The organism is Nostoc sp. (assembly GCF_036917395.1).
Taxonomy (GTDB): Bacteria; Cyanobacteriota; Cyanobacteriia; order Cyanobacteriales; family Nostocaceae; genus Nostoc.
Map to the genome: position 1 here is coordinate 138,230 of NZ_JBALDI010000049.1, position 22,170 is coordinate 160,399.

Consider the following 22,170-nt stretch of genomic DNA (forward strand, 5'->3'; position numbering starts at 1 on the left):
TGATGCTTCAGTTATGAACAGTCAACCAAAATCCTTTATCAGTGATTTAGAACAAGCCCATAGTCAGGATATTGAAACAATTACCCATTTGTTAGCGAAGATTTCTAACCGTACTCCATTGGAGATTAAACCTCACTTAAACACCATGCTTGAGCAGCTGGTGCAACCATCAACAGAACGCCCTTTTTATGAAACTGCAACCTCCCAAGAGTGGGTGGCAGCATTTACTGAGTGGGTGGAGAGCCACCGAGGGCTTAACCTCCCGTCGCTTTCTGATGAAGCCATTAGCCGCTCAAGTATTTATGGAGAACGAGGCTAAGTGGCTTATCTCGTAGATACTAATGTCCTGTTAAGGAGTGTAGACCTTAGCCATCCAATGAACCCGGATGCCATTAATGCTATCAGGACGTTACGCGATCGCGGCGAACAGTTTCACATCGTACCGCAAAACTTGATTGAATTTTGGAACGTCTACACACGCCCAACCGAGCGAAATGGCTTAGAACGTAGTGTAGCAGAAACACAGGCAGAAGTTAACCGTTTAAAGGTGTTTTTCCCATTGTTGCTAGATACTGAAGCAATTTACCAGGAATGGGAAAGGCTAGTAATTGCCTATGGAATTAGGGGAATTAACGTACACGATGCGCGACTGGTTGCAGCAATGCTGGTGCATGGGTTAACTCATATTCTGACATTTAACATTACTGATTTTGCCCGTTACTCAGAAATTACTGCTGTTAATCTAACTGCAATATCACCTTAAATTACATCTCTACATGAAGACTTGTATACAAATTTTTCTGTAAAGGTGATGATTTTATTTATGGTATTCAACACAAGTAATAAATAAGTAAAAATGGAATATTTTTGTCCAAATTATTACTATTACTTTTTATACTTCCCATTTTTTTATACAAAATTTCAGTAGACTGAAAAGTTTTTCCAAAGGGCGATATTAGGATTTTTGTAATCTGTGATACTTTCACCACCAAAATCAATTAGCCATCTTTTATAACCGATTCCAGTTCTTGAGACAGCGAATGTGTGTCTCTGGATGTTGAGGCAGGCAAGTACACTGTAAATTGAGTCCCTCTACTTATCTGACTATAAACATTGACAAAACCACCATGATTCTTAATGATACCTAACGCCGTGGAAAGTCCTAAACCTGTACCTTTGCCTACCTCTTTAGTAGTGAAAAATGGTTCAAAAATCTGTTTCTGGACTGACGACGACATCCCCATACCAGTATCCGTTACCATGATCGCAATATAAGAACCTACTTTAGCATCAATATTTATCTGGGTAGAATGTTCACCAATCACCACATTTTCCGCCGCAATCCTCAAGATACCGCCATTGGGCATAGCGTCCCGGGCGTTGACTACTAAATTAATTAGCACCTGATGTAGTTGAGTTGTGTCTCCACAGACGTTCCACAGATTTTTGGGGATATCTGTTTGATAAATGATAGATTTCGGGAATATTTGAGCGATAATTTGCTCAATTTCTGCCATCAATGGCTGAATTTGGACAATTGTCTGTTTACTTTCGATGCCCCGTGCAAAAGATAATACTTGCTTGAGCAAATTAGCCCCACGTTTAACATTATTTTCTAAAGTTTGCAGTATTTGCTGACTCTGCGAATCAGGCAATTTTTTCTGCAAGAGTTGAACTGACATTAAAATTGGGGATAGTATATTGTTGAGGTCATGGATGATACCACTAGCTAAAGTGCCGATACTCTCCAAACGTTGCGATCGCAGAAGTTGAGCTTCCAGTTGTTTGTGCTCCGTAATTTGGGTGTTCACACTCAAAATAGATTTGGGTTGTCCATTATCATATCGGATCAGTGTCCACCGACTTTCAACGATAATTACTTTACCTTCTCTTGTCAGTTGATGCAACTCACCTCGCCACTCACCCGTATTCATCACCCTTAAGTAAGCATCTTCTACCTGTGGTGAAATCTCTTTATCCAAAAGTTGCAAAACATCTTTACCCACAACTTCCTCAGCCTTCCAGCCGTACAGACGTTCAGCACCTTTATTCCAAAATAAGATTTCGTTGTGGATATTTCGCACCAGAATCGCGTCAGTTGATACATCCAGCAACGCAGCTTGTTCACGGATTTTCTGTTCTGCCTGTTTTTGCTGGGTTATATCTCGCGTCAGTGCCAAATGCATGAAAGTGCCATCAGATTCGTTACGCAGTGGTACAGCATGAGTTTCCAGGTAGCGGCGAGTGTCTTTAAATCCCACGATTTCAAACTCCAAAGTCCCCTTGTTACCTTGGCAGATACTTTTATGCAAGTGGGCAAAGGCTGCTCTATACTCTGGTACAATTACGGCATCGATTGGTTTACCAATCAAGACATCAGCACTTTCCACTTCCATCATTGCCAGCCCATAGGCATTAATTTCTAAAAGGGTGCCATCCCTGGCAATTAACTTGATGCATTCTGGTTCTGCATCTATCATGGCTCGTAAACGATTTTCGCTTTGGCGTAGGGTCAATTCCGTCTGCTGAAGTTGCCTGATATAACGCCACAACAAGTCATACAGCAGCGTCACCAGCACCAAATCTACAATAGCAGTGATAAAAAATGTAACTATTGCCTTTTGGGAACTTGCTTGTAACTGCTGCATTCCCTGTTGTAATAAATTTTGCTCCGCCTTTAAAGAGTCATGAATCAGCTGTTGGATTCTTTTGCCGATTTGCTTGTCTTTATCAGATAATATTTGCTGCCGAACTGCTTCTAATCCCTGGTTTTGTCTGAGGTAAATTTCTTGTTGCAGAATGTTGAGCCTGTTAGTAATTTTCGGCTTCACCAAAGAAATCCACTGCTGCTTTTGATGGTTATCAGTAGTTAAATTGCTGAGAATATGAACATTGCTATTAGTTTGTTGATAGGCTGCAAGATAAATTTGTAAATCATCTGCATCTGCTGTAATTAGGTAATTACGTTGTGCAGTTTCAGTATCTTTGAGTGTAGATTGGATACTTTCAAGTTGGGTAATAACTTCATAGGAGGATATCACCCATTGCTGATTGTTAATCAGCTTAACAGTGTTGCTATAGGAGACTACAGCATTAGTCAATACAACTGCCAATGCTAGGATAAATATTGCTTTCAGATTTTGAACTCTATACCATTTTTTGATCATGCGATCGCCCTTTGAGCCGCAGATTACCTCCATCAGTTAAGATTCAAGATTAAAAACAAATACTGAGAATATTTTAAAGTTTTTGATATCACGGGTAACAAAATACAATCTGTTATAATTGTAAATATCTGGATTGGTCGGGATGATAATTTATACATAATAATCACAAATCAATCCGCTAATTTTTAATATAAATTCATTTTTAACAGTAGTATAGTTAATGCAGTTTGGTTCAAAGAATTTGCCTATGCATAGCATTTGTAGTTGCAATGCTACGTTTCTTGTTTGGAATTGTAATTAACCCCACACTATCCGTAAATCCAAAACTAGGTAATATATCTTCTCCAGACAAGCTGGTGAGAGACTCTAATACTTCTTTTGGTTGTCATTATGTATAAATTTCGACGTGTTTTTTGAAAAATTAGCCAACAAAGTCACACTTTTGCATCCGTATATTCGCCCATCTTGGCTTGCATCTCGCTCAAACTATCAGATGGGATTAGCTCTAAAACAAAATTAGGAGCGATAGGAGGAAATTTCTCGCGCTGTTCGGTACTTAGTACATTCCATCTTTATAATTGTATCCAGGATATATCGGGGGAACGGTCGGGGGGAAGTTTAAAGCAAGTGGAAAAGTCGAATACTTCTCCAAGTTGGGTTTGTTCGTTCCACAGAATAAACTGTGTAGTAAGCTTGGCATTGCATTTTCCAGTTTCTCCCCCCGTTGCTGGCATTACAATTAATTTTCCCTTGGCGTTGCGCTCGAATTTGACATCAGAATTATCCCGATACAGTTGCTAAAATTGGTCGTTGGTAAGTTTGACGACGTGATTAAAGTTGATCGTAATCGCTGTCATAGTCAGGTTACATGATAAATCTACAATGGAATTTGCCGTAGAATTGCACAGATGTGCATATATGTAAACTTAACGTGAAAGCCAAGTCTGATCAGTATTTGAGAGTTTTTCTCGTCTCTCCAGGCTCTGACTCTTAATACCTGTTGTGAGGCTTTGCCTCAAGACTTGCGCCAGCAGCCCAATAAGGTGCATTGCCTGACTCTGGCTCTTAACAAGGTTTGAAACCCACGGAGGTGGGTAAAGCCTTGTGTAGACGAGCCAGTGCGTTGGGGAGCCAGCGCTCTGGAGAGGAAATTTCCACCGCACTTGACGGCAGTTGCTTCTCCCTACAGCCCTTTGGGCATCCTACGGCAGGCGCTAGCCTCTCCCAATGTGAGAAGGGGAGACGCGCAAGGGACAAGTCAGGAAACCCGTCCAACGCACTGCCTGCTTTATGCCTCTTAACCCGTCCACCGCAGTGGCTCCCCATGAGCCAGTAACGTGTGGTTTCTAAGCGCCCTTTTAACTGAATTGAAAACAGCAAAGTTATTCTGGAATAAGCTTGACATGATTCAAGCAATATGTTAATAATTATAGTTTGTGGAAACTTTACTTCTTAATATAAGCTCTTGGCTAACGTCATTGTCATAGGTGCCCAATGGGGCGATGAAGGAAAAGGTAAAATAACTGACTTACTCAGCCGTTCGGCAGATGTTGTAGTACGTTACCAAGGGGGTGTCAATGCTGGACACACGATTGTAGTAAAAGGTCAGACCTTTAAACTGCACTTGATTCCCTCTGGTATTTTGTATCCAAATACCGATTGCATTATCGGCTGTGGAACAGTCATCGATCCACAGATTTTGATTGCAGAAATCGACCAACTAAAAGAATTAAATATTTCCACTGACCACCTGCTGATATCTGAGACAGCCCACGTAACCATGCCTTATCATCGGTTGATTGATCAGGCATCGGAAGAACGACGTGGAAGCCATAAGATCGGTACAACAGGTCGGGGCATTGGGCCGACTTATGCTGACAAATCTGAACGTACAGGCATTCGAGTTTTAGATTTGATGGATCCTGATGGGCTACGTGAGCAGTTGGAGTGGACGATTAATTATAAAAACGTCATTTTAGAAAAGCTTTACAACTTGCCGCCTCTAAATGCACAAGAGGTGATTGAACAATATCTGGGTTATGCAGAACGCTTGCGACCTTACGTTATTGATACATCGTTAAAAATATACCATGCGATTGGGCGACGGCGCAATATTTTGTTTGAAGGCGCACAAGGCACGCTTCTGGATTTAGATCATGGAACTTACCCATACGTCACCTCCTCTAATCCTGTGGCCGGGGGAGCTTGCGTTGGTACAGGGGTAGGGCCGACAATGATTGACCGAGTAATTGGGGTATCGAAAGCCTATACGACACGAGTGGGAGAGGGGCCATTTCCCACCGAATTGGATGGAGAGTTGGGAGAATTGTTGTGCGATCGCGGTGCCGAATTTGGCACAACCACCGGACGTAAACGGCGCTGCGGCTGGTTTGATGCTGTCATCGGTCGCTATGCCGTGCGGATTAACGGCATGGATTGTATGGCGCTCACCAAACTGGATGTCCTCGATGAATTAGAGTCAATCCAAGTTTGTGTCGCCTATGACATAGATGGCGATCGCACCGAACACTTCCCCACCAGTTCCCGTAAATTTGCCAGATGTCGCCCCATCTACAAAACTTTACCAGGATGGCAAGTGTCAACAACTCACTGCCGCACCCTAGAAGACTTGCCACAGCAAGCACTGGACTATCTAAAATTCCTCGCTGAATTGATGGAAGTCCCGATCGCGATCGTCTCACTAGGAGCTAGCCGCGATCAAACCATAATCGTAGAAGACCCCATCCACGGGCCCAAACGCGCTTTATTACAGGCCGACGGCACAGCTGCTACTTTGCTAAGTGCTTAGTTAAAAGTGAATAGTAAAGGAGTTAACAGTTAAAAGTGAAGAGTGAGTAATTAAATCAAAACTCCTAACTCCTAACAGACGCGATTAATCGCGTCTCTACTCCAAACTCCTGTACAGACGCGATTAATCGCGTCTCCTAACTCTAATTAACAACTAACAACTTCTATGGCTATTACAGTCGAATCTCAAAAACGCCCAGAAGGCAGCAAGCCCAGAGCTTTACGCCGTTCTGGACTGATACCTGCCAATTTGTACGGTCACAAGGGTACAGAGTCAATTTCTCTGACCATTGATGCCAAAACTGTTGAGCGCTTGCTCAAAAGAGCTTCAGTCAACAACACCTTGATTGATTTAAACATTACTGATGCACCTTGGCGTGGTAACACCTTGCTGCGGGAACTTCAGATCCATCCCGCAAAAGGTACGCCTTACCACCTCAGCTTTTTTGCGGTTGCTGGTCACGGCGACACGACTGTAGAAGTACCGCTGCGTTTTGTGGGAACTGCTGTTGGTGTTAAACAAGAAGGTGGCTTTTTAGACACCGTTATCACTGAGTTACAAGTGAGTTGTGCGCCAGAAAACATTCCCGAAATAATTGAAATTGATGTCTCTAACCTGCAAATTGGAGATAGCTTACGTATTCACGAGCTAGCCTTGCCTGAAGGGATCACAGTTCTTGGTGATACAGAGCGAGTTGTAGTTAGCGTTTCGCAGCCACAAATCAGTGCTGCTGCTGAGGATGAGGCTGAGGCTGAGTTAGAGGGTGAACCAGCCTCTGAAGCTACGTAAAGTGTATAATAATTTTTGATGATAGCCAGGGGGAAACTCCTGGTTTTTTTGTTTTTGAACTCGTAAAGGAAAGAGATGACAGAAGCGACTCTTCCAGCTTTAATTCAGCAAATGTTGCAGGCGGGATTTTATCCCCATGCGGTAATAGAACCCATTCAACTAATTCAAACCCACATTTCTTATGTGCTGTTAACTGGGGATTACGCTTATAAGCTGAAAAAACCTGTGAATTTTGGCTTTTTGGACTTTTCTACCTTAGATAAGCGGCAGCATTTTTGTCAGGAAGAGTTGCGGTTAAATCAGCGGGGTGCTGGTGAACTGTATTTAGAAGTTTTGCCCATAACTCAGGTAGGAGAACAATACCAGCTAGGGGGAACGGTCGAGGCTGTAGAATACGCGTTGAAGATACGCCAGTTTCCTCAAGAGTCGCTATTAAGTACACTTTTTGAAGAGGGTAACTTAAATGAGACAGATTTAGAAGAGTTGGGACGGGTCGTGGCTCAATACCATGCCCAAGCACAGACGAATGATTATATTCGCAGTTTTGGTGAAGTGCCAAAAGTCCGGGCTGCATTTGACGAGAATTATCAGCAAACTGAGAAATATATTGGTGGCCCCCAAACTCAGGCGCAGTTTACAGAAACAAAGCAATATACAGATAACTTTTTTGCAGAACGTCCAGAATTATTTGCTAGCAGAATTCACAACAATTATATTCGTGAATGTCACGGGGATTTACACCTGAGAAATATTGCGCTGTGGCACGATAAAATCTTGCTGTTTGATTGCATTGAGTTTAACGAGCCGTTTCGGTTTGTTGATGTCATGTATGATGTGGCGTTCACGGTGATGGATTTGGAAGCACGGCAGCGTCAAGATTTAGGTAATGCTTTTTTGAATTCCTACATAGAGCAAACTGGAGACTGGGAAGGTTTACAGGTACTGCCCTTATATTTGAGTCGTCAGCCTTATGTTCGAGCAAAGGTAACTTCATTTTTGCTAGACGATCCGAGTGTACCTGCGACAGTAAAGGAAGAAGCCACAAAAACCGCCGCTGATTATTACAAACAGGCTTGGGAGTACACTAAACCAAAACTGGGACAACTGATTTTGATGTCGGGGTTGTCGGGTTCTGGTAAAAGTACCACAGCAAGGTATTTAGCCCGTCAACTGGGAGCGATTCACCTTCGGTCTGATGCGGTGCGGAAACATTTAGGGGGAATTCCCCTGTGGGAAAAGGGTGGCGATGATTTGTACACACCTGAGATGACCGAAAAAACCTACACACGGCTGTTGTCATTGGGAATTATCCTGGCTCAACAAGGTTTTTCAGTGATTTTGGATGCCAAGTATGATCGACAGCAGTTACGGCAAGAAGCGATCGCTCAAGCTACGAAGCATCAACTTCCCTTTCAGATTATCCAATGCAGAGCACCCCTTGAAGTTCTAAAAGAGCGTCTGAATAACCGCACTGGTGATATTGCTGATGCCACCGCCGATTTATTAGACTCACAACTGAAACAAGCTGAACCCTTTACTGAAGAAGAACAATCCTACGTAAAGATTTGGGATACAACTCAACCACAACAGGCACAATTAAAAGTAGTAATTCCCCAATAGGTTTTTTTACCCTATGGCAGACAAAAAGAACGACTTTTTCAGTATTTCTCCCAGCTTCTTTTCTCAGCTGTTATTTGGGGCATTTTTAACATTTATATTAATAATGACCGGCTCTGCACCAGCCCTGAGCATCTTCTTAGGAATCATGGGGGGTTTCATCCTCAGCTGGATCACAAATTTAACCAGTAATAGCGCCCAGCCCCCAACTGTAGCCTCTTCTGATGGCGTTGATACAGGACTGAAATACTGGTTATTTTTCATGCTTGGCTTTGTATATTTAGGGTATCCAGCACCCATGAGTATCTTGCTAGGTGGATTAGGCGCTTTAGCTGGAGGCTGGATTACTGCTTGGTGGGGAAGTAAGGAAGAAACTAGAACTCAGTTGCAAGTTGAAGAGTCAGAAGAGGGCGAAGTTGAACCAACGAACGAGAGGCTGAACAAACGGCAAACAAGAAGAACCGCCCGCCGTTACCGTCGCACTCCTGGAAGTAGTTTCAATTTCAAGTTTTGGGAAAAGTAATATTGGGCATTGGGCATTGGGAATTGGGGAGCCAGCGCCGTGGTGAGGCAGTCCGGTCTTGGGGGTTTCCCCCAGGAGGAACTGCCGAAAGGGTTTCCCGACTTGAGGCGACTGGCGTCATTGGGCATTAGTCAATAGTTTTTTTTCCCCTACTCCCCTGCTTCTTTCCTAGCCCCCAGTCCTCAGCCTATGCCCCATGCCCTAATATGTTTTTATATCTTTCCAAATTACTGCCACTATTCTTTTATCCACTAGGACTAACCTGCGTGAGCTTGGTAATAGCATTAGTCACGTTGTGGAAACGACCATTCACTGCGGCGATCGCAATTGCCTTTGCCCTAACTTTATTGCTATTTTGTAGTAATGCTTGGATTGCTAAATCATTAGTGCGATCACTAGAATGGCAAAATCTTCCACCCGCCCAAATGCCAGTTGCAGAAGCAATTGTGGTTTTAGGTGGCGCAACCAAATCAGCATTTTTCCCAAGACCTACCGTCGATTTAAGTGAATCGGGCGACCGCGTGATTTATGCTGCACAACTATATCGCCAAAAAAAAGCGCCTATAATCATTCTGAGCGGGGGTCGCATTGATTGGCGTGGAAGTGGTTCACCAGAGTCGGCAGATATGGCAACAATACTCACATCTATTGGTATCCCATCTGAGGCAATTGTCCAAGAACCTGAATCTCTGAATACTTATCAAAATGCAGTGAATGTCCAAAAAATTTTGTCATCTCGTGGAATTCACCAAGTATTATTGGTAACTTCGGCAATGCATATGCCGCGATCGCTTCAGATTTTCCAGCGTCAAGGAATCAATGCCATTCCTGTACCCACTGACTTTCTTGTGAGTGAAGGTGAACTGCAAGAACTCGGCAGCACTCCCAAAGCCGCTATACTGAATTTATTACCTGATACTGACAACTTACACGAATTTACCAGCGCTTTAAAAGAGTACATTGGTTCTTTAGTTTATCGCTTACGCGGTTGGCTTTAATAAAGTTGTGAGTTATTAATTATGAGTTATTAATTATGAAATGTAGTAATTGCCTGAATTCCAAACTCCAAACTCCAAACTCTTAATCCCAAACTCCTAACTCAATTAACATTATGTCTAAAAATTTACCTTATATTATGCCATCCCCTCAACCCCAAGTTGAGGAAGCTTTTGCTGCTTACCAAACAACCCACCAGTTCTACCATGAAGTTCGGTCACGGTCAGAGTTTCAGCGTTATTGTGAATGGTATTATACAACAGCAGAACAGCACCGACAAGAGCTTAAAAGAATGCGCGGCGAACTGAATATTTTCCAGTGGTTTCGCCGGCGATAAGTGATTTAGATGACTTCTAACTCATTTTCACGTAAATGGGCTTTAAACTTTTTACTAAACTGGACTACAATCGGCAGATTAGCGCTTATCGGTCTGCCTCGCCATTGGGTGGCAATACCTACGACATCACCTTCTGTGCCTTTGATGTCAAAAGCCTGACTCCGATGTTCAGGATGATGATACACTACTACCGATTCTTTAACACGGACGCGATCGCCAACATTCATAACAACATTTACACCTAGCATTTGCTTTTCCACAAGTATCTGCTACAAAATATATGATTAAATCGCTTAAAATTTGATTTAATCAGCTATTTCTTGACGCTTCATCGGGGTAATACGGCGTGTTTAACCCTCTACGTCCAGGCAAGGCAGCGCATTGCGGTGAGTCCAGCGCTGTAGCGACTGCCACACATCCTAGCAGTCTGTGCGTACTTTTTTAAGTTTTTTGCCGCGTTGATACGTATCGGCCTTACCCTCCGTCTTTACCCCAGAAATAGGGAAATAAAAGGAAATCAGGCGATATCAGATGTGCTTAGTACTTTGACAAGATATCTAACTCTTTTATCTTCACTCTTGGATGTTCCCCAGGTCAACTGTCTCACCAATTTTCGTGCATGACAGATGCCGCTGTTATTATCGAATGCACTCTGACTCTGACCTCCCTCCGAAACGGAGAGAGGCTTTGAATCTTACTCCCCTTCCCTATAAGAGAAGGGGTTGGGGGTTAGGTCTTTATAAGACTCAACTGAGAAACGGTATAAAGTCTAACCAAAATTTCCTTGCTTAAGAAATCCCGGAAGCTGGAATGATAAAGACTGTAGCGGATTTCTCCATCAATTTCTTGGAGTATTAAAAACTCACGCCAATTTTCCAGAACTTCTTCAACATCGTATTCATCAGCATCAATTGCACTAGCAATCACTTCTGCTGATAAGGGTGATGAAACTTGCACTAACACACTCAGCACAAATGATTTCAATTTCCTCTCAAAACTTGGCGAATTAGGGGGAATCATCTTGTGCAAATGCTGTTGATAATACGCCTCTAAACCAGGGGGGAGTCGGTCAAACATCTTAGAGATAACGGGTAATATCTGGCTGAGGTACATGAAATTGTTTTCGCTTTTGGCAATTAGCTCTCCTGTGAGTTCTTTTGAATTGTTGAGGTATTGCCGAATGTATGATTATATATCCTCCTGATTTTGTTGTGGGTATCGTTGCATGTATTACTGTTGGTAAAACAATTCCCCGAATTGATAGAGGCTGATGATAAGCAATAGCGATGCTGTTAATTGGGTAATTCGCGTCTGGGGTGAGGGGGCGATCGCTTCCCGCACTAAGATAGAAATAGATGCCCCAACTACCAGGCTCAAGCCTAAGATTAAATAGGGTCTGTCGGGTAAAATAGTGGCTATTGCTAGCATAGCGATCGCTAATAAGAGCATCAATAATTCTACAAACCTGGGCGGATTGTATTGACTAGATAGAACGAAGCTATTGAACCAAAAAGACCAAAATCTCATAGTCAGTGTTGAATGTTGTTAGCGGATAGCTATGGTTTAACCCGTGCTGACTTAGGAGTTGTGAGTTATGTAGTCAGTGCTGAATGAGGAATTAAAGTCGTGAGTGATGAAGCAGCTTTCCATTCAAAACTCTTAACTCCTGTACAGACGCGATTAATCGCGTCTCTTCTAACTCCTGTACAGACGCGATTAATCGCGTCTCTCCTAACTTTTGTACAGACGCGATTAATCGCGTCTCTTTTAACTCCTAGCCCCTAACTTTTGACCTGTGCCATTTTTTTGTGCAGTATCACTTTCTGGTAGTTCGACGCCAAAGACGCGGCTAAAAGCTTTGGCGACTTTGTAACCAGAATCAATCGATTCTAAGGGGTCTTTCCGCAGTCTGTGACGCAAGCATAGGGTAATTACGCGGTGGATATCATCAACTGTAACTTCAGTGCGTCCTTCATATGCTGTTAAGGCTTTGGCGGCGCGGTTACTAACAATGTCACCCCGCAAACCATCTACATCCAGTTCAGAGCAGACTTCAGATATTTTTACCCGCAGATCATAGTCAATTTTCACCTCTGGCAAAAGCTGTTGAGCATTGACAATTTGCTCTTGCAATGCTTCTTGTTCGGGTTTGTACTTTTCGAGAAATACTGGAGGATTTTGGTCAAAATCCGCCCGTTGTTCTACAATTTGCACCCGCAAGACTGGTTCTTTGACTGTGTGAATTTCTGCGTGCATCCCAAAGCGATCAAGCAGTTGAGGGCGCAGTTCGCCTTCTTCAGGGTTTCCAGAACCCACAAGAACGAAACGCGCTGGGTGACGGATAGAAATACCTTCCCGTTCTACAGTGTTCCATCCACTGGCAGCGGAGTCGAGTAGCACATCTACGAGGTGGTCATCTAGTAAGTTGACTTCATCTACATAAAGAATGCCCCGATTAGCCTTTGCCAGCAGTCCTGGTTCAAAGGCTTTGACACCTTCAGATAAAGCTTTCTCAATGTCGATTGTGCCGCAAACTCGGTCTTCTGTAGCTCCTAGCGGCAGGTCTACCATTTGGACTTTTTTCTGAGCTACAGGAATTTGGGCCCCTTGTTCTAACAGTTGGCGGACTTCATCGCTCATCAAGTCGGGGTCGCTAGGATCACTACTGAAGGGGTCATTGGCAACCACGGAGATTTCTGGCAGCAGATCCGCCAGCGCCCGGATAGTTGTGGATTTACCGGTGCCGCGATCGCCCATGATCATTACACCACCAATTTTGGGATCAATCACGTTCAATAGCAGCGCCAGTTTCATTTCTTCCTGGCCCACAATTGCCGTAAAAGGAAATACTACGCGACGCGCACTTGCCGTGGATTGAGCAGTTGGACTCACTAAATTACCTTAACAATATTTTTCTTATTACAGTTCTTTATTGTGACACAGGTAGGGCGTGGGAGAAATCAATTCAAAATTCACTCATTCAAAATTCAAAATTGTACCCTTACAGGCAAGCAAGCTACGCGCAGCGTCTCGTAGAGAAGAAAAAGGCTGAGAAAGATGTGGCTTTAGCTTCGCGCAGGGTGGGAAATTGGGAAGATGAAGTATAACCAATCCCCAATGCCCAATTTTTATTGGGCACTAATCACTACTAACTGCGTCAACCATTTTATAACTTTGCGAGGTCTGCTTTAGTTTTTCATGGTGCAAAAGTTCCATAAGCAGGGAATGAACAACTACCAACTCATCAATTTTAGTAAGCATAAATACTTGTAAAATAAATAAATGGTTACTAGATTCAATCATCAAAGCGAGCAATGGAGTGCGTAGGTAGCTAATGCATCATTCAAATCTATGAAATTACCTTTTCTTGTTCAAAGTTGGCGGCGTAAATGCACAGCAGCTTGTCGTCAGATATTGCTCAAGTATCTTTTTCCGATTCTCATTTTAATATCCTTTGTTACGGTATTGCTGGTAGACAACTTCATGCCTGCGATCGCACAGCTACCGCGTCAGGAAATTCGCGGGGTTTGGATGACCACCAATGATTTTGACACCCTCAAGAGTCGCGATAAAGTGCAGGATGCGGTGAGTGAACTACAACAGATGAACCTCAACACAATATATCCTGTGGTGTGGAATTCTGGCTATGTGATGTATCCCAGTGCCCTAGCACAACGTGCAGGTATTCAACCCTTTGTCAACAAAGGTTCAGATGGGCATGATATTCTGGCAGACCTGATTACCCAAGCCCATCACAAAGGATTGCTAGTAATTCCCTGGTTTGAATTTGGTTTCATGGCTCCCTCAACCTCAGAACTGGCACTGAATTACCCAGATTGGTTCACACAAAAGCGGGATGGTAGCCAAACTTCAATCAGTGCAGCTGGTGAGGTGATGTGGCTCAATCCGTTCCATCCACAAGTGCAACAGTTCATTACCAATCTCGTGCTGGAAACTATTACCCAATATGATGCCGACGGCATTCAATTTGACGATCACATGAGTTTGCCCTACGAATTTGGCTACGATCAATATACAGTTGCCTTGTACACCCAAGAAACTAATAATCCTCCCCCAACCAATGCCCAAGATGCGGCATGGGTACAGTGGCGGGCAGATAAAATTACGGCGTTCATGGTACAACTTAACCAAACGGTGAAGCAGAGAAAACCCCAGGCGATTTTCTCCGTTGCTCCCAATTACTATGATTTGGCTTACAAGTTTCACCTGCAAGATTGGCTGAGTTGGATGCGGCAAAATATTGTGGACGAGTTAATTGTGCAAATTTATCGTCCGAATCTGCAAAGTTTTGTGGCAAATATTTCTCGCGCAGAAATTCAAGAAGCGCAACAAATAATTCCAACTGGAATTGGCATTATGACAGGGTTACGAAATAATCCAGTTCCCATGCAGCAAATTAAGTCTCAAGTGCGGGCTGCCCAAGAACGCGGTTTAGGCGTAACCTTCTTTTATTATGAAAGTCTTTGGAACGATGCTATAGAATCCTTAAATGAGCGACAAGTTGGATTTGAAAGTCTTTTTCCATCTCCTGCACTCCGCGCCAGAGTTGAATAACTTTTCTGTTCAATGTGAGTTCGATGAAGCTAATGAGATTCACTTTCAGGACTTACGCAAAGGTAAGTATTTTTGTCATTGCAAGCGTTGGCGCAGCCTCTTGAAGAGAAGCAAAGTAATCTCGTCAAGACTGGGATTGCTTCACTAATGGAACTTAGACAAAAAATACCTCAAAAACAGCCTCAAATTTATATACTTTTATTTTAATACTCGCTAATAATCTTCCAAAAAGTTTTTTGTCAGGCTCAGATATTGACCTGGATAAAGTTTTGCAAAAGTATAATAGAACAGAATTTCATCATATTTACCCAAAAGCATTTTTAAAAGGTTTACGATTTGATGATAGCTCGATTAATTGTCTAGCTAACTTCTGTTTTTTGAATAGTTCTGAAAATAAAAAAATAGTAGCTAAAAAACCATCAGAATATATTAAAATGATGCCAAAAGGAGATATTTTAAAAGACATTTTATACAGAGCTTTATGCACATCAGATACCTTCGATGAGAACTTTAACGCTTTTCTAGAAAAAAGAATAGAATTACTTGTCCAGTTCACTAAAAAATTAATCCAAAATTAATACATTGGAGTCAGGTAGACCTAGAAGCAACTCATAAATTGCTTCTACAATTAGCCCTTATGTAACTCGAATGAAAACCACTATAAGTTGAGTGAAACCCAGCATCATTTAAGATTAAAACTGGGTTTCACAACACTCAACTAGCTTGATTTGGCGGTATTGTTTCCGGTGGTGTTTCCGCCGGGGGAGCGAGTACCGCATCTGGCGCAATTTCTTCTACGGGAATCGGTTGTTTTTCCTCAATTTCAAAATCTGCTTGCGCTGCTTCCACCAATTCAGGAGATGGGGGATGTGGTGGAATCGCTTCCGGTATACTCTTAGTTTTTGCTTTGGTGTCGGTAGTAACTGTCTTCTCTGCTGGTTGTTCTGGTATAGAAATAGTTTTGTCGATAATCTCAACAGCAGGTTTCTCTGCCAGTACAGAGGTAATATCTTCAGGTTTGGGGGTTGTGGGTGGCTTTTTACTCACAGTCTGTTGCACCTTATCTTTCACGCCACTGAAGGTGCTACCAAGACCTTTTTGCAACTGGCCCAGCCGTTCCTGAAGCGACAACTTATTCACCTGTTCCTGAATGCCAGTTTTCACCGTCTCAGGACTGGGTACTTGGGTTTGTTGTGCCTGCGGAGTCAGTTGCCGACGTAATGATAGAGTTTGCCAGCCAAACCAGACCAAAAGAGCCACACTAGCCACATGACCCAGCAACAAACCCCCAGTAATGCGGGGTGCAAACACCCATAAGACTAAGGCATAGAATAGTCCTACACCACTCCAAATAAAGTCATTCTTGCGGTGGATTTCTGGGAAAAAGAAAGCTGCTATATAAATGGCTAAACTACCAAGACCGACCACTAAAGCTAGGACATATGCCAGCATTATTTGGTTACTCCTTACTACGTCCTTTGACTATTTCAATTTTGCAAATTTTGCAAGTTAATTGTTGATTTAGATACAATTTAAAATTAATTATCCGTGTTAGTTGTGGATTTTTGTCGTTTATTCAACTCTTAAGGTCTTCTTTAGGAGAGAACGGAAAATCTCGGACTACGCTTAAAGTAAAAGGATCTGCAAGAGTTAGCCAGAAATTTTTTATGACACTACAAAGCTTTGGTGTGATTGGATTAGCCGTTATGGGTGAGAACATCGCTCTAAACGTGGAGCGCAATGGCTTCCCAATCGCAGTATACAACCGCTCGCGTGATAAAACCGACAAATTCATGGCAGAGCGTGCCCCAGGACGGAACGTTAAAGCCGCCTTTACCCTGGAAGAATTTGTGGCTGCATTGGAACGTCCTCGCAAAATCCTAGTGATGGTGCAAGCTGGTAAGCCAGTAGATGCAGTAATTTCTCAACTCAAACCCTTGTTAGACGAAGGCGATATCATTATCGACGGTGGCAACTCTTGGTTTGAAGATACAGAACGACGCACTCAGGAATTAGAACCCGCTGGACTTCGGTTTATCGGTATGGGTGTTAGTGGTGGTGAAGAAGGTGCGCTAAATGGCCCCTCACTGATGCCTGGAGGTACAGAAAGCTCCTATGAGTATCTATCGCCAATTTTTAATAAAATTGCTGCCCAAGTTGATGATGGCCCTTGCGTAACCTATTGCGGTCCTGGTGGTGCCGGTCACTACGTCAAAATGGTACACAACGGCATCGAGTATGGCGATATGCAGTTAATTGCAGAAGCATACGACTTGCTGAAAAATGTAGCTGGACTAGACCATAATCAGCTACATGAAGTTTTTACCGAATGGAACACCACCGACGAACTCAATTCGTTTTTGATTGAAATTACAGCAAAGATTTTCCCCTACATTGACCCAGATACAAATCTACCCTTAGTCGATTTGATTGTTGATGCCGCAGGGCAAAAGGGAACTGGACGCTGGACAGTGCAAACTGCAATGGATTTGGGGGTTGCCGTACCAACAATGATTGCAGCGGTGAACGCCCGGATAATGTCTTCTTTCAAAAAGGAGCGGGTAGCAGCATCCAAGATACTCACAGGTCCTTCTGGCAAGTATGAGGGAGATACCAAAGCCTTTATCAATATGGTGCGAGATGCCCTGTATTGCTCGAAAATCTGTTCTTACGCTCAGGGCATGGCATTGTTGGCTACAGCTTCAAAAACCTACAATTTTAACTTGCATTTAGGTGAACTGGCGCGGATTTGGAAGGGTGGCTGTATTATTCGCGCTGGATTTTTGAATAAGATTAAGAACGCATTTAGCGAAAATCCAGCGCCACCTAACCTGTTATTGGCTCCGGAATTCAGGCAGACAATTCTCGACAGACAAACAGCTTGGCGCGAAGTGTTGGCAACAGCAGCAAAACTGGGAATTCCAGTGCCAGCATTCAGTGCATCATTAGATTATTTTGACAGTTATCGACGCGATCGCTTGCCCCAAAACCTCACTCAAGCCCAACGCGACTACTTCGGGGCGCACACCTACGAGCGACTTGATAAGCCTGGAGCCTTCCACACCGAATGGACACCGATTTCTGAAGCATCAGTGCAAACTTCCACACCAAGAGAGGTGCAAGCTACAGAACCAACTACACCTACAACACCTACAACTTCTCCAAAAGTTTAGAGAGTTTTAGATTGTAAAGAAAGAAAGTGGCTCTTTGAGAGTCACTTTTTTTGTCACTTATAGCGTTTCCTAATCATAGTAAGGTACATCATAGTCCCGTCTTCACTTGCTCTTAGGGGGTTGAAGGTAGGCAACTTTAGTACCTTACTCAACTGAGAACCGCTATATCACTATTAATTGTTAATTATTAATTATTAAGCTAATGCACTTTTAACTTGCATATTTTCTTAGAGAAAACCCATCTACGGTAACGTGTGAATCAAGAGTGATTTAGCAAGTAATCATTAGTTAAGTATTTGGAATCAATTTGGTGTTCCCGTGGAAGATAAATCGCAACCTGAATTCCTATGTTATGCAAATACCGACACATTAGCGGCCCGACTTCAGCCCAATTTAAGTTGCCTAAACCACAACCCAAAGCTGGCATTGCCAAAGACTGAATACCAACATCATGACAATTTTTTCTAACCCAGTCTAAGCCACCTTCAATGTCTTCTAAACGAGAGTTTTCTCGCCATCGTCTTTTAGTAGCAAACGACAAGAACCACTTAACAGCATTGGAGGACACTAGCGGAAGACTAAGATCAGCTAGTTCTTGATCTAAAGAAGCTTCCCGTTTATAGAGATAGGGTTTTGTAGCAGTAAGCTGTTGATTCCGGCAAGCATCTTGATAAACTACATATACGTCAGGAAACTGATATTTTGCCCGTGACGCTAATCCTTTGCCCATTATGCCTTGAAGATTAACACTAATCGTCAGCGTTTGCATATTTGAAAAAAACATATCCCCATCAATCAAGGAAATATTAGTCCCAATACGGGCAGCAGATATGGGTTGGAAGAACATATTTGGTTCAGGAACAACAGGTATTTTAGCTGAACCTATAATTGTTTCGACTCGCTCTTTAGCCTTATAGTCTACTACAAAAACTGAATGAACAAGTTCTGGGCTGATTTGATCAGGAACCAAGCACTCAGCCATTATCTTTCGTTTAGAACCATCAAGCTCATTCCACCACTCATTTTGAATAATTTTCCATTGTTTCTGAAGTATTTCTATTCCTTCCTTAATAGCAAAAAATTGAGTAGGTTCATTGGCAGCATTTCCATCTGTAATTAGTCCTCCTACTGCTGCAAGTACATCCGGTTTAACTCCAATAACAGCAATATCTCTTTTGTCCTTTTCATGAACCACCCGATACATCATTGGGTTACGTGGCTGAAAGTATAAGTTAGCGTATTCCCACAAACTACTCCTTGCAGGCGTAGACTTGTCTTTACGCTTGCTAACAATCCCACTATTGTAGATTGGTATATATGAAACACCTAACTCCTCAACTGCTTTGTGGGATAAGATACCTCTTTGAAGTATTGAGGGCAGATTTTCAATGTGTGTGATGTAATAGAGGCTTTTTATATCTGGTTTTCTCATTGATTTGGCGTGTTATTCTTCCCAAGATATTTAGCTTTTAATTCTTCTAATTCTTCATCTATTTGGCTTTTACTAGAAGGCTGGATTGATTGTGTTTTCGGTTGATTTTGATTGTTATTTTGGGGTTTAGCTTTGCCAATAAATAAAGTTTTCATTTCCTCTAATTCTAAATCAATTTGGCTGGGAGTTTTCGGGACAACCGCAGGTGGAGAAGTCGGTTGTGTAGTCAGGGGTTTTGCTGGGGGAACAGGCGTGGCTGCTGCTTGGGGCTGGTGATTTAAGTCTTTGAAAACTTCATCTACTGTTTGGTAACGTCGCACTGGAATACTTTCTAGCATCTTATTGAGAATTCGACTCAACTGATTACTAACGGGAGTTTGTAAGTATTGCTGCCATACCCAAGTATCGTTGTTGGTATCGTAGGAATCGAAGGGCGATCGCTTAGTTAATAAATTAATACAAGTAGCACCCAAACTGTAAATATCGCTAGCAAAAACAGCCCTACCTCTCATTTGTTCAGGTGCAACATATTCTGGACTACCAATACTAGTACCAGTTTGATTTAAGGGAGTGCCAGTGGTAGATTTAGCAGCACCAAAATCTACTAATACTAGTTTGCGTTGGGCTTCGCCCTTGCCGTAGGCATCGCTTTCGCGGATAATATTTTCTGGCTTAATATCGCGGTGAATTACGTGTCTGGCATGACAAAATTGCAAAACTGACAATAAATCATTTAATAGTTGCCGGATTTGTATTTCATTGAAAGCACCTCTACGTGCCAATTCCTGGGCTAAGTTTTGCCCGTCGATAAATTCTTGGACAAGATACTGCCGAGCTTCTTGGGTAAAATATGCTAGTAGTTCGGGAATTTGGGGATGTTTGCCCAATTCATCTAACTGCACCGCTTCTTGATTAAATAACTCTACAGCTTTTGCAAGAGTGTTAGTGCCTTGGGCTTGGGGATAAAATTGCTTAATCACGCAGCGTGGTTTTGAGGGTTTATCCTCATCCACAGCTAAGAAGGTTTTGCCAAAACCACCTTGTCCGATTGGTTTGATAGCACGGTAACGTTCTTTGAGGAGTAGCTTATAACCGCAAGTCCGGCAAAAGTTCACATCAGCAGGATTTTCCGGCTTGGGACAATGGGGGTTAAGGCAGTAGCTCATACAGGCGATCGCTCTTATATGTCTTTATTTTCTCCTGTCCCTGGCAAAAGGGTGTAATCAACAGATTTTGGAATTTAAATTTTGAATTTTGGATTTGTGTCATCCAGAAGGAGTGAAAGCGCGTAGCAAGACGTTAGTCTGGCATGAACCAAAAGAATCTAAAATCTAAAGTTGGCTCGGTCATTACTCATAATTAAGAGCGTAGGCGCAGCCCGTCGTAGACATCGCTTTCTTGTTAAACTATGAGCGATGTCTACGACCGGCTATGACGCTCGTTCGCGCAGCGTGCCGTAGGCAAGACTCGCTAACGCAACTCTTAGAGACGCTGCGCGTAGCTTGCTTCCCCGTAGGGGTACGCTATCGGCGTCGCACTGCTAACTACCCCACAGCATCCATAACTGGATGGAAGTAGAAGGCGAATCCCAACACTGTATAGGCAGCTAATAATAAAGTGCCTTCTAGCCAATTAGACCTACCATCGGAACTAATAGTGTTTGCAATCAACACTGACACAACCACAGCTACTAATTCAAAGGGTTTGAAATCCAAATCCATTGGTTTACCCAATATCCGCCCTGCTATAACTAATACAGGCGCGACAAATAGGGCAATCTGCATACTTGATCCCACAGCTACCGAAAGGGAAAGATCCATCTTATCTTTCATCGCCACGGTGACTGCTGTGGCGTGTTCGGCCGCGTTACCGACGATGGGAACCAAAATCACCCCTGTGAACAGCGCCGTCAAACCTAGCTGAGATGTGGCCACCTCCAGAGAATCCACTAGCATTTCTGACTCAATTGCCACCAGCAAGGTACACACTAGCAGCACGCCAACCCATAACGTCATATTTGGTTTAGCATCAGATATTGATATTTCCTCTGCTTCTGCTTCTGCCTCCGCTAAACCCACATCATATAGATAAGAGTGGGTTTTCATTGAAAATAGCAACGTTAGGGCATAAACCAGAATTAACACCACAGCAACAGCAATAGAAAGATTTTGCAGTGTTTGTTGGTTAATACCTTGAGAGGTATAATTCATCGCCGTTGGCATCAAAATGGCAATCACCGCCAAATTCATCGAAGCAGCATTCACCCGCGCCACAATTGGCTGAAATGTCTGTTCTTTGTAGCGCAGTCCTCCCAAAAGCATGGAAAAACCCATCACCAGTAGTAAGTTGCTAATAATCGATCCCGTGATACTGGCTTTGACTACATCTATTAACCCAGCGTTCAGCGCTACTAAGGCGATAATTAGTTCTGTAGCATTGCCAAAGGTAGCGTTTAACAAGCCCCCCATTGATGGCCCCACTACGACAGCAATTTCTTCTGTGGCTGTACCCATCCAAGCTGCTAAGGGCAGAATTGCTAATCCAGCTGTAATGAAAACTATCAATTCTCCCCACTCCAGAAAGTGGGCTGCTAGGGAAACCGGGATAAACAGCAATAAAACGAGAAGAATAATGTTTTTTGTTGACATTTGTTGTCTTGAGTTGAGGGTATCATCCACAGCGAGGAATCCTAAGTTTTAAAATTTGGAGTGTTGAATAAAAAATAACTTTCAATTCAGCACTCCCATAGGAT

General features: G+C 42.9%; 21 protein-coding genes and 1 pseudogene. 12 read left to right on the forward strand and 10 right to left on the reverse strand.

Features of this window, described 5'->3' with window-relative positions; genetic code table 11:
• Positions 1-13 precede the first annotated feature (13 nt).
• Positions 14-319 carry a hypothetical protein gene (locus tag V7K46_RS18000; protein WP_335115428.1) on the forward strand — a complete coding sequence of 102 codons (306 nt, stop codon included), beginning with the start codon at positions 14-16 and terminating at the stop codon, positions 317-319.
• The gene (locus V7K46_RS18005) at positions 320-763 is read left to right on the forward strand and encodes a type II toxin-antitoxin system VapC family toxin (RefSeq protein ID WP_335115430.1); all 444 of its coding nucleotides are present in this window, start codon (positions 320-322) and stop codon (positions 761-763) included.
• Between the two features lie 235 nt (positions 764-998).
• Here the strand turns inward: V7K46_RS18005 and V7K46_RS18010 are convergent, their stop codons facing one another.
• Both V7K46_RS18010 and V7K46_RS18015 read right to left on the reverse strand, forming a co-directional pair.
• Complete coding sequence (locus tag V7K46_RS18010) at positions 999-3,200, reverse strand: PAS domain S-box protein (protein WP_335115432.1); 2,202 nt, start codon at positions 3,198-3,200, stop codon at positions 999-1,001.
• Positions 3,201-3,739: 539 nt separating this feature from the next.
• Positions 3,740-3,901 (reverse strand): Uma2 family endonuclease, encoded by a 162-nt coding sequence (locus V7K46_RS18015; RefSeq protein ID WP_335115434.1) that lies wholly within the window; start codon positions 3,899-3,901, stop codon positions 3,740-3,742.
• A 731-nt stretch (positions 3,902-4,632) separates the two neighbouring features.
• Here V7K46_RS18015 and V7K46_RS18020 point away from each other — a divergent pair.
• The 7 genes from V7K46_RS18020 to V7K46_RS18050 all read left to right on the forward strand — a co-directional run bounded on the left by V7K46_RS18020 (position 4,633) and on the right by V7K46_RS18050 (position 10,238).
• Positions 4,633-5,976, forward strand: a complete 1,344-nt coding sequence (locus tag V7K46_RS18020) for an adenylosuccinate synthase (RefSeq protein WP_335115436.1) — start codon at positions 4,633-4,635, stop codon at positions 5,974-5,976.
• 165 nt (positions 5,977-6,141) lie between these two features.
• Positions 6,142-6,765: a 50S ribosomal protein L25/general stress protein Ctc gene (locus V7K46_RS18025; protein WP_335115438.1), complete on the forward strand. Its 624-nt coding sequence runs from the start codon at positions 6,142-6,144 to the stop codon at positions 6,763-6,765.
• Between the two features lie 75 nt (positions 6,766-6,840).
• Positions 6,841-8,385 carry a bifunctional aminoglycoside phosphotransferase/ATP-binding protein gene (locus V7K46_RS18030; RefSeq protein ID WP_335115440.1) on the forward strand — a complete coding sequence of 515 codons (1,545 nt, stop codon included), beginning with the start codon at positions 6,841-6,843 and terminating at the stop codon, positions 8,383-8,385.
• A 13-nt stretch (positions 8,386-8,398) separates the two neighbouring features.
• Positions 8,399-8,905 (forward strand): hypothetical protein, encoded by a 507-nt coding sequence (locus V7K46_RS18035; protein WP_273767705.1) that lies wholly within the window; start codon positions 8,399-8,401, stop codon positions 8,903-8,905.
• A gap of 2 nt (positions 8,906-8,907) precedes the next feature.
• Positions 8,908-9,036: a hypothetical protein gene (locus tag V7K46_RS18040; protein WP_335115442.1), complete on the forward strand. Its 129-nt coding sequence runs from the start codon at positions 8,908-8,910 to the stop codon at positions 9,034-9,036.
• Between the two features lie 75 nt (positions 9,037-9,111).
• Complete coding sequence (locus V7K46_RS18045) at positions 9,112-9,903, forward strand: YdcF family protein (protein WP_335115444.1); 792 nt, start codon at positions 9,112-9,114, stop codon at positions 9,901-9,903.
• 113 nt (positions 9,904-10,016) lie between these two features.
• Positions 10,017-10,238 carry a hypothetical protein gene (locus V7K46_RS18050; RefSeq protein ID WP_094329446.1) on the forward strand — a complete coding sequence of 74 codons (222 nt, stop codon included), beginning with the start codon at positions 10,017-10,019 and terminating at the stop codon, positions 10,236-10,238.
• Positions 10,239-10,243: 5 nt separating this feature from the next.
• On the opposite strand, the gene V7K46_RS18055 is transcribed toward V7K46_RS18050, so the two are convergent.
• The 4 genes from V7K46_RS18055 to bchI form a co-directional block, all read right to left on the reverse strand.
• Entirely contained in the window at positions 10,244-10,465 is a 222-nt protein-coding gene (locus V7K46_RS18055) for a ferredoxin-thioredoxin reductase variable chain (RefSeq protein WP_442939849.1), read from the reverse strand.
• Between the two features lie 502 nt (positions 10,466-10,967).
• On the reverse strand, positions 10,968-11,315 hold the full coding sequence (locus V7K46_RS18060; RefSeq protein WP_335115446.1) for a hypothetical protein: 348 nt from the start codon (positions 11,313-11,315) through the stop codon (positions 10,968-10,970).
• Between the two features lie 153 nt (positions 11,316-11,468).
• Positions 11,469-11,765, reverse strand: coding sequence for a hypothetical protein (locus V7K46_RS18065; protein WP_273767702.1), 297 nt, complete (start codon positions 11,763-11,765; stop codon positions 11,469-11,471).
• A gap of 240 nt (positions 11,766-12,005) precedes the next feature.
• Entirely contained in the window at positions 12,006-13,130 is a 1,125-nt protein-coding gene (bchI, locus tag V7K46_RS18070) for a magnesium chelatase ATPase subunit I (RefSeq protein ID WP_334724210.1), read from the reverse strand.
• A gap of 459 nt (positions 13,131-13,589) precedes the next feature.
• On the opposite strand from bchI, the gene V7K46_RS18075 reads away from it, so the two are divergent.
• Together V7K46_RS18075 and V7K46_RS18080 are read left to right on the forward strand one after the other, a co-directional pair.
• Positions 13,590-14,813, forward strand: a complete 1,224-nt coding sequence (locus tag V7K46_RS18075) for a glycoside hydrolase family 10 protein (protein ID WP_335115448.1) — start codon at positions 13,590-13,592, stop codon at positions 14,811-14,813.
• A gap of 236 nt (positions 14,814-15,049) precedes the next feature.
• Positions 15,050-15,391 (forward strand): hypothetical protein, encoded by a 342-nt coding sequence (locus V7K46_RS18080; RefSeq protein ID WP_335115450.1) that lies wholly within the window; start codon positions 15,050-15,052, stop codon positions 15,389-15,391.
• A gap of 136 nt (positions 15,392-15,527) precedes the next feature.
• Here V7K46_RS18080 and V7K46_RS18085 read toward each other — a convergent pair whose 3' ends face one another.
• Positions 15,528-16,265: a Ycf66 family protein gene (locus tag V7K46_RS18085; RefSeq protein ID WP_335115452.1), complete on the reverse strand. Its 738-nt coding sequence runs from the start codon at positions 16,263-16,265 to the stop codon at positions 15,528-15,530.
• Between the two features lie 215 nt (positions 16,266-16,480).
• Between V7K46_RS18085 and gndA the strand changes: the two are divergent.
• Positions 16,481-17,902, forward strand: a pseudogene (gene gndA / locus V7K46_RS18090) (NADP-dependent phosphogluconate dehydrogenase); the annotation flags it as partial.
• A gap of 343 nt (positions 17,903-18,245) precedes the next feature.
• Here the strand turns inward: gndA and V7K46_RS18095 are convergent.
• The 3 genes from V7K46_RS18095 to cax all read right to left on the reverse strand — a co-directional run bounded on the left by V7K46_RS18095 (position 18,246) and on the right by cax (position 22,096).
• Positions 18,246-19,418, reverse strand: coding sequence for a DarT ssDNA thymidine ADP-ribosyltransferase family protein (locus V7K46_RS18095; RefSeq protein ID WP_335115454.1), 1,173 nt, complete (start codon positions 19,416-19,418; stop codon positions 18,246-18,248).
• Complete coding sequence (locus V7K46_RS18100) at positions 19,415-20,584, reverse strand: serine/threonine-protein kinase (RefSeq protein ID WP_335115456.1); 1,170 nt, start codon at positions 20,582-20,584, stop codon at positions 19,415-19,417. Before V7K46_RS18100 ends, V7K46_RS18095 begins: the two co-directional genes overlap by 4 nt.
• A gap of 378 nt (positions 20,585-20,962) precedes the next feature.
• A complete protein-coding gene (cax, locus tag V7K46_RS18105) occupies positions 20,963-22,096 on the reverse strand; it encodes a calcium/proton exchanger (RefSeq protein WP_335115458.1) in 1,134 nt (377 codons plus the stop codon).
• Positions 22,097-22,170: the final 74 nt, after the last annotated feature.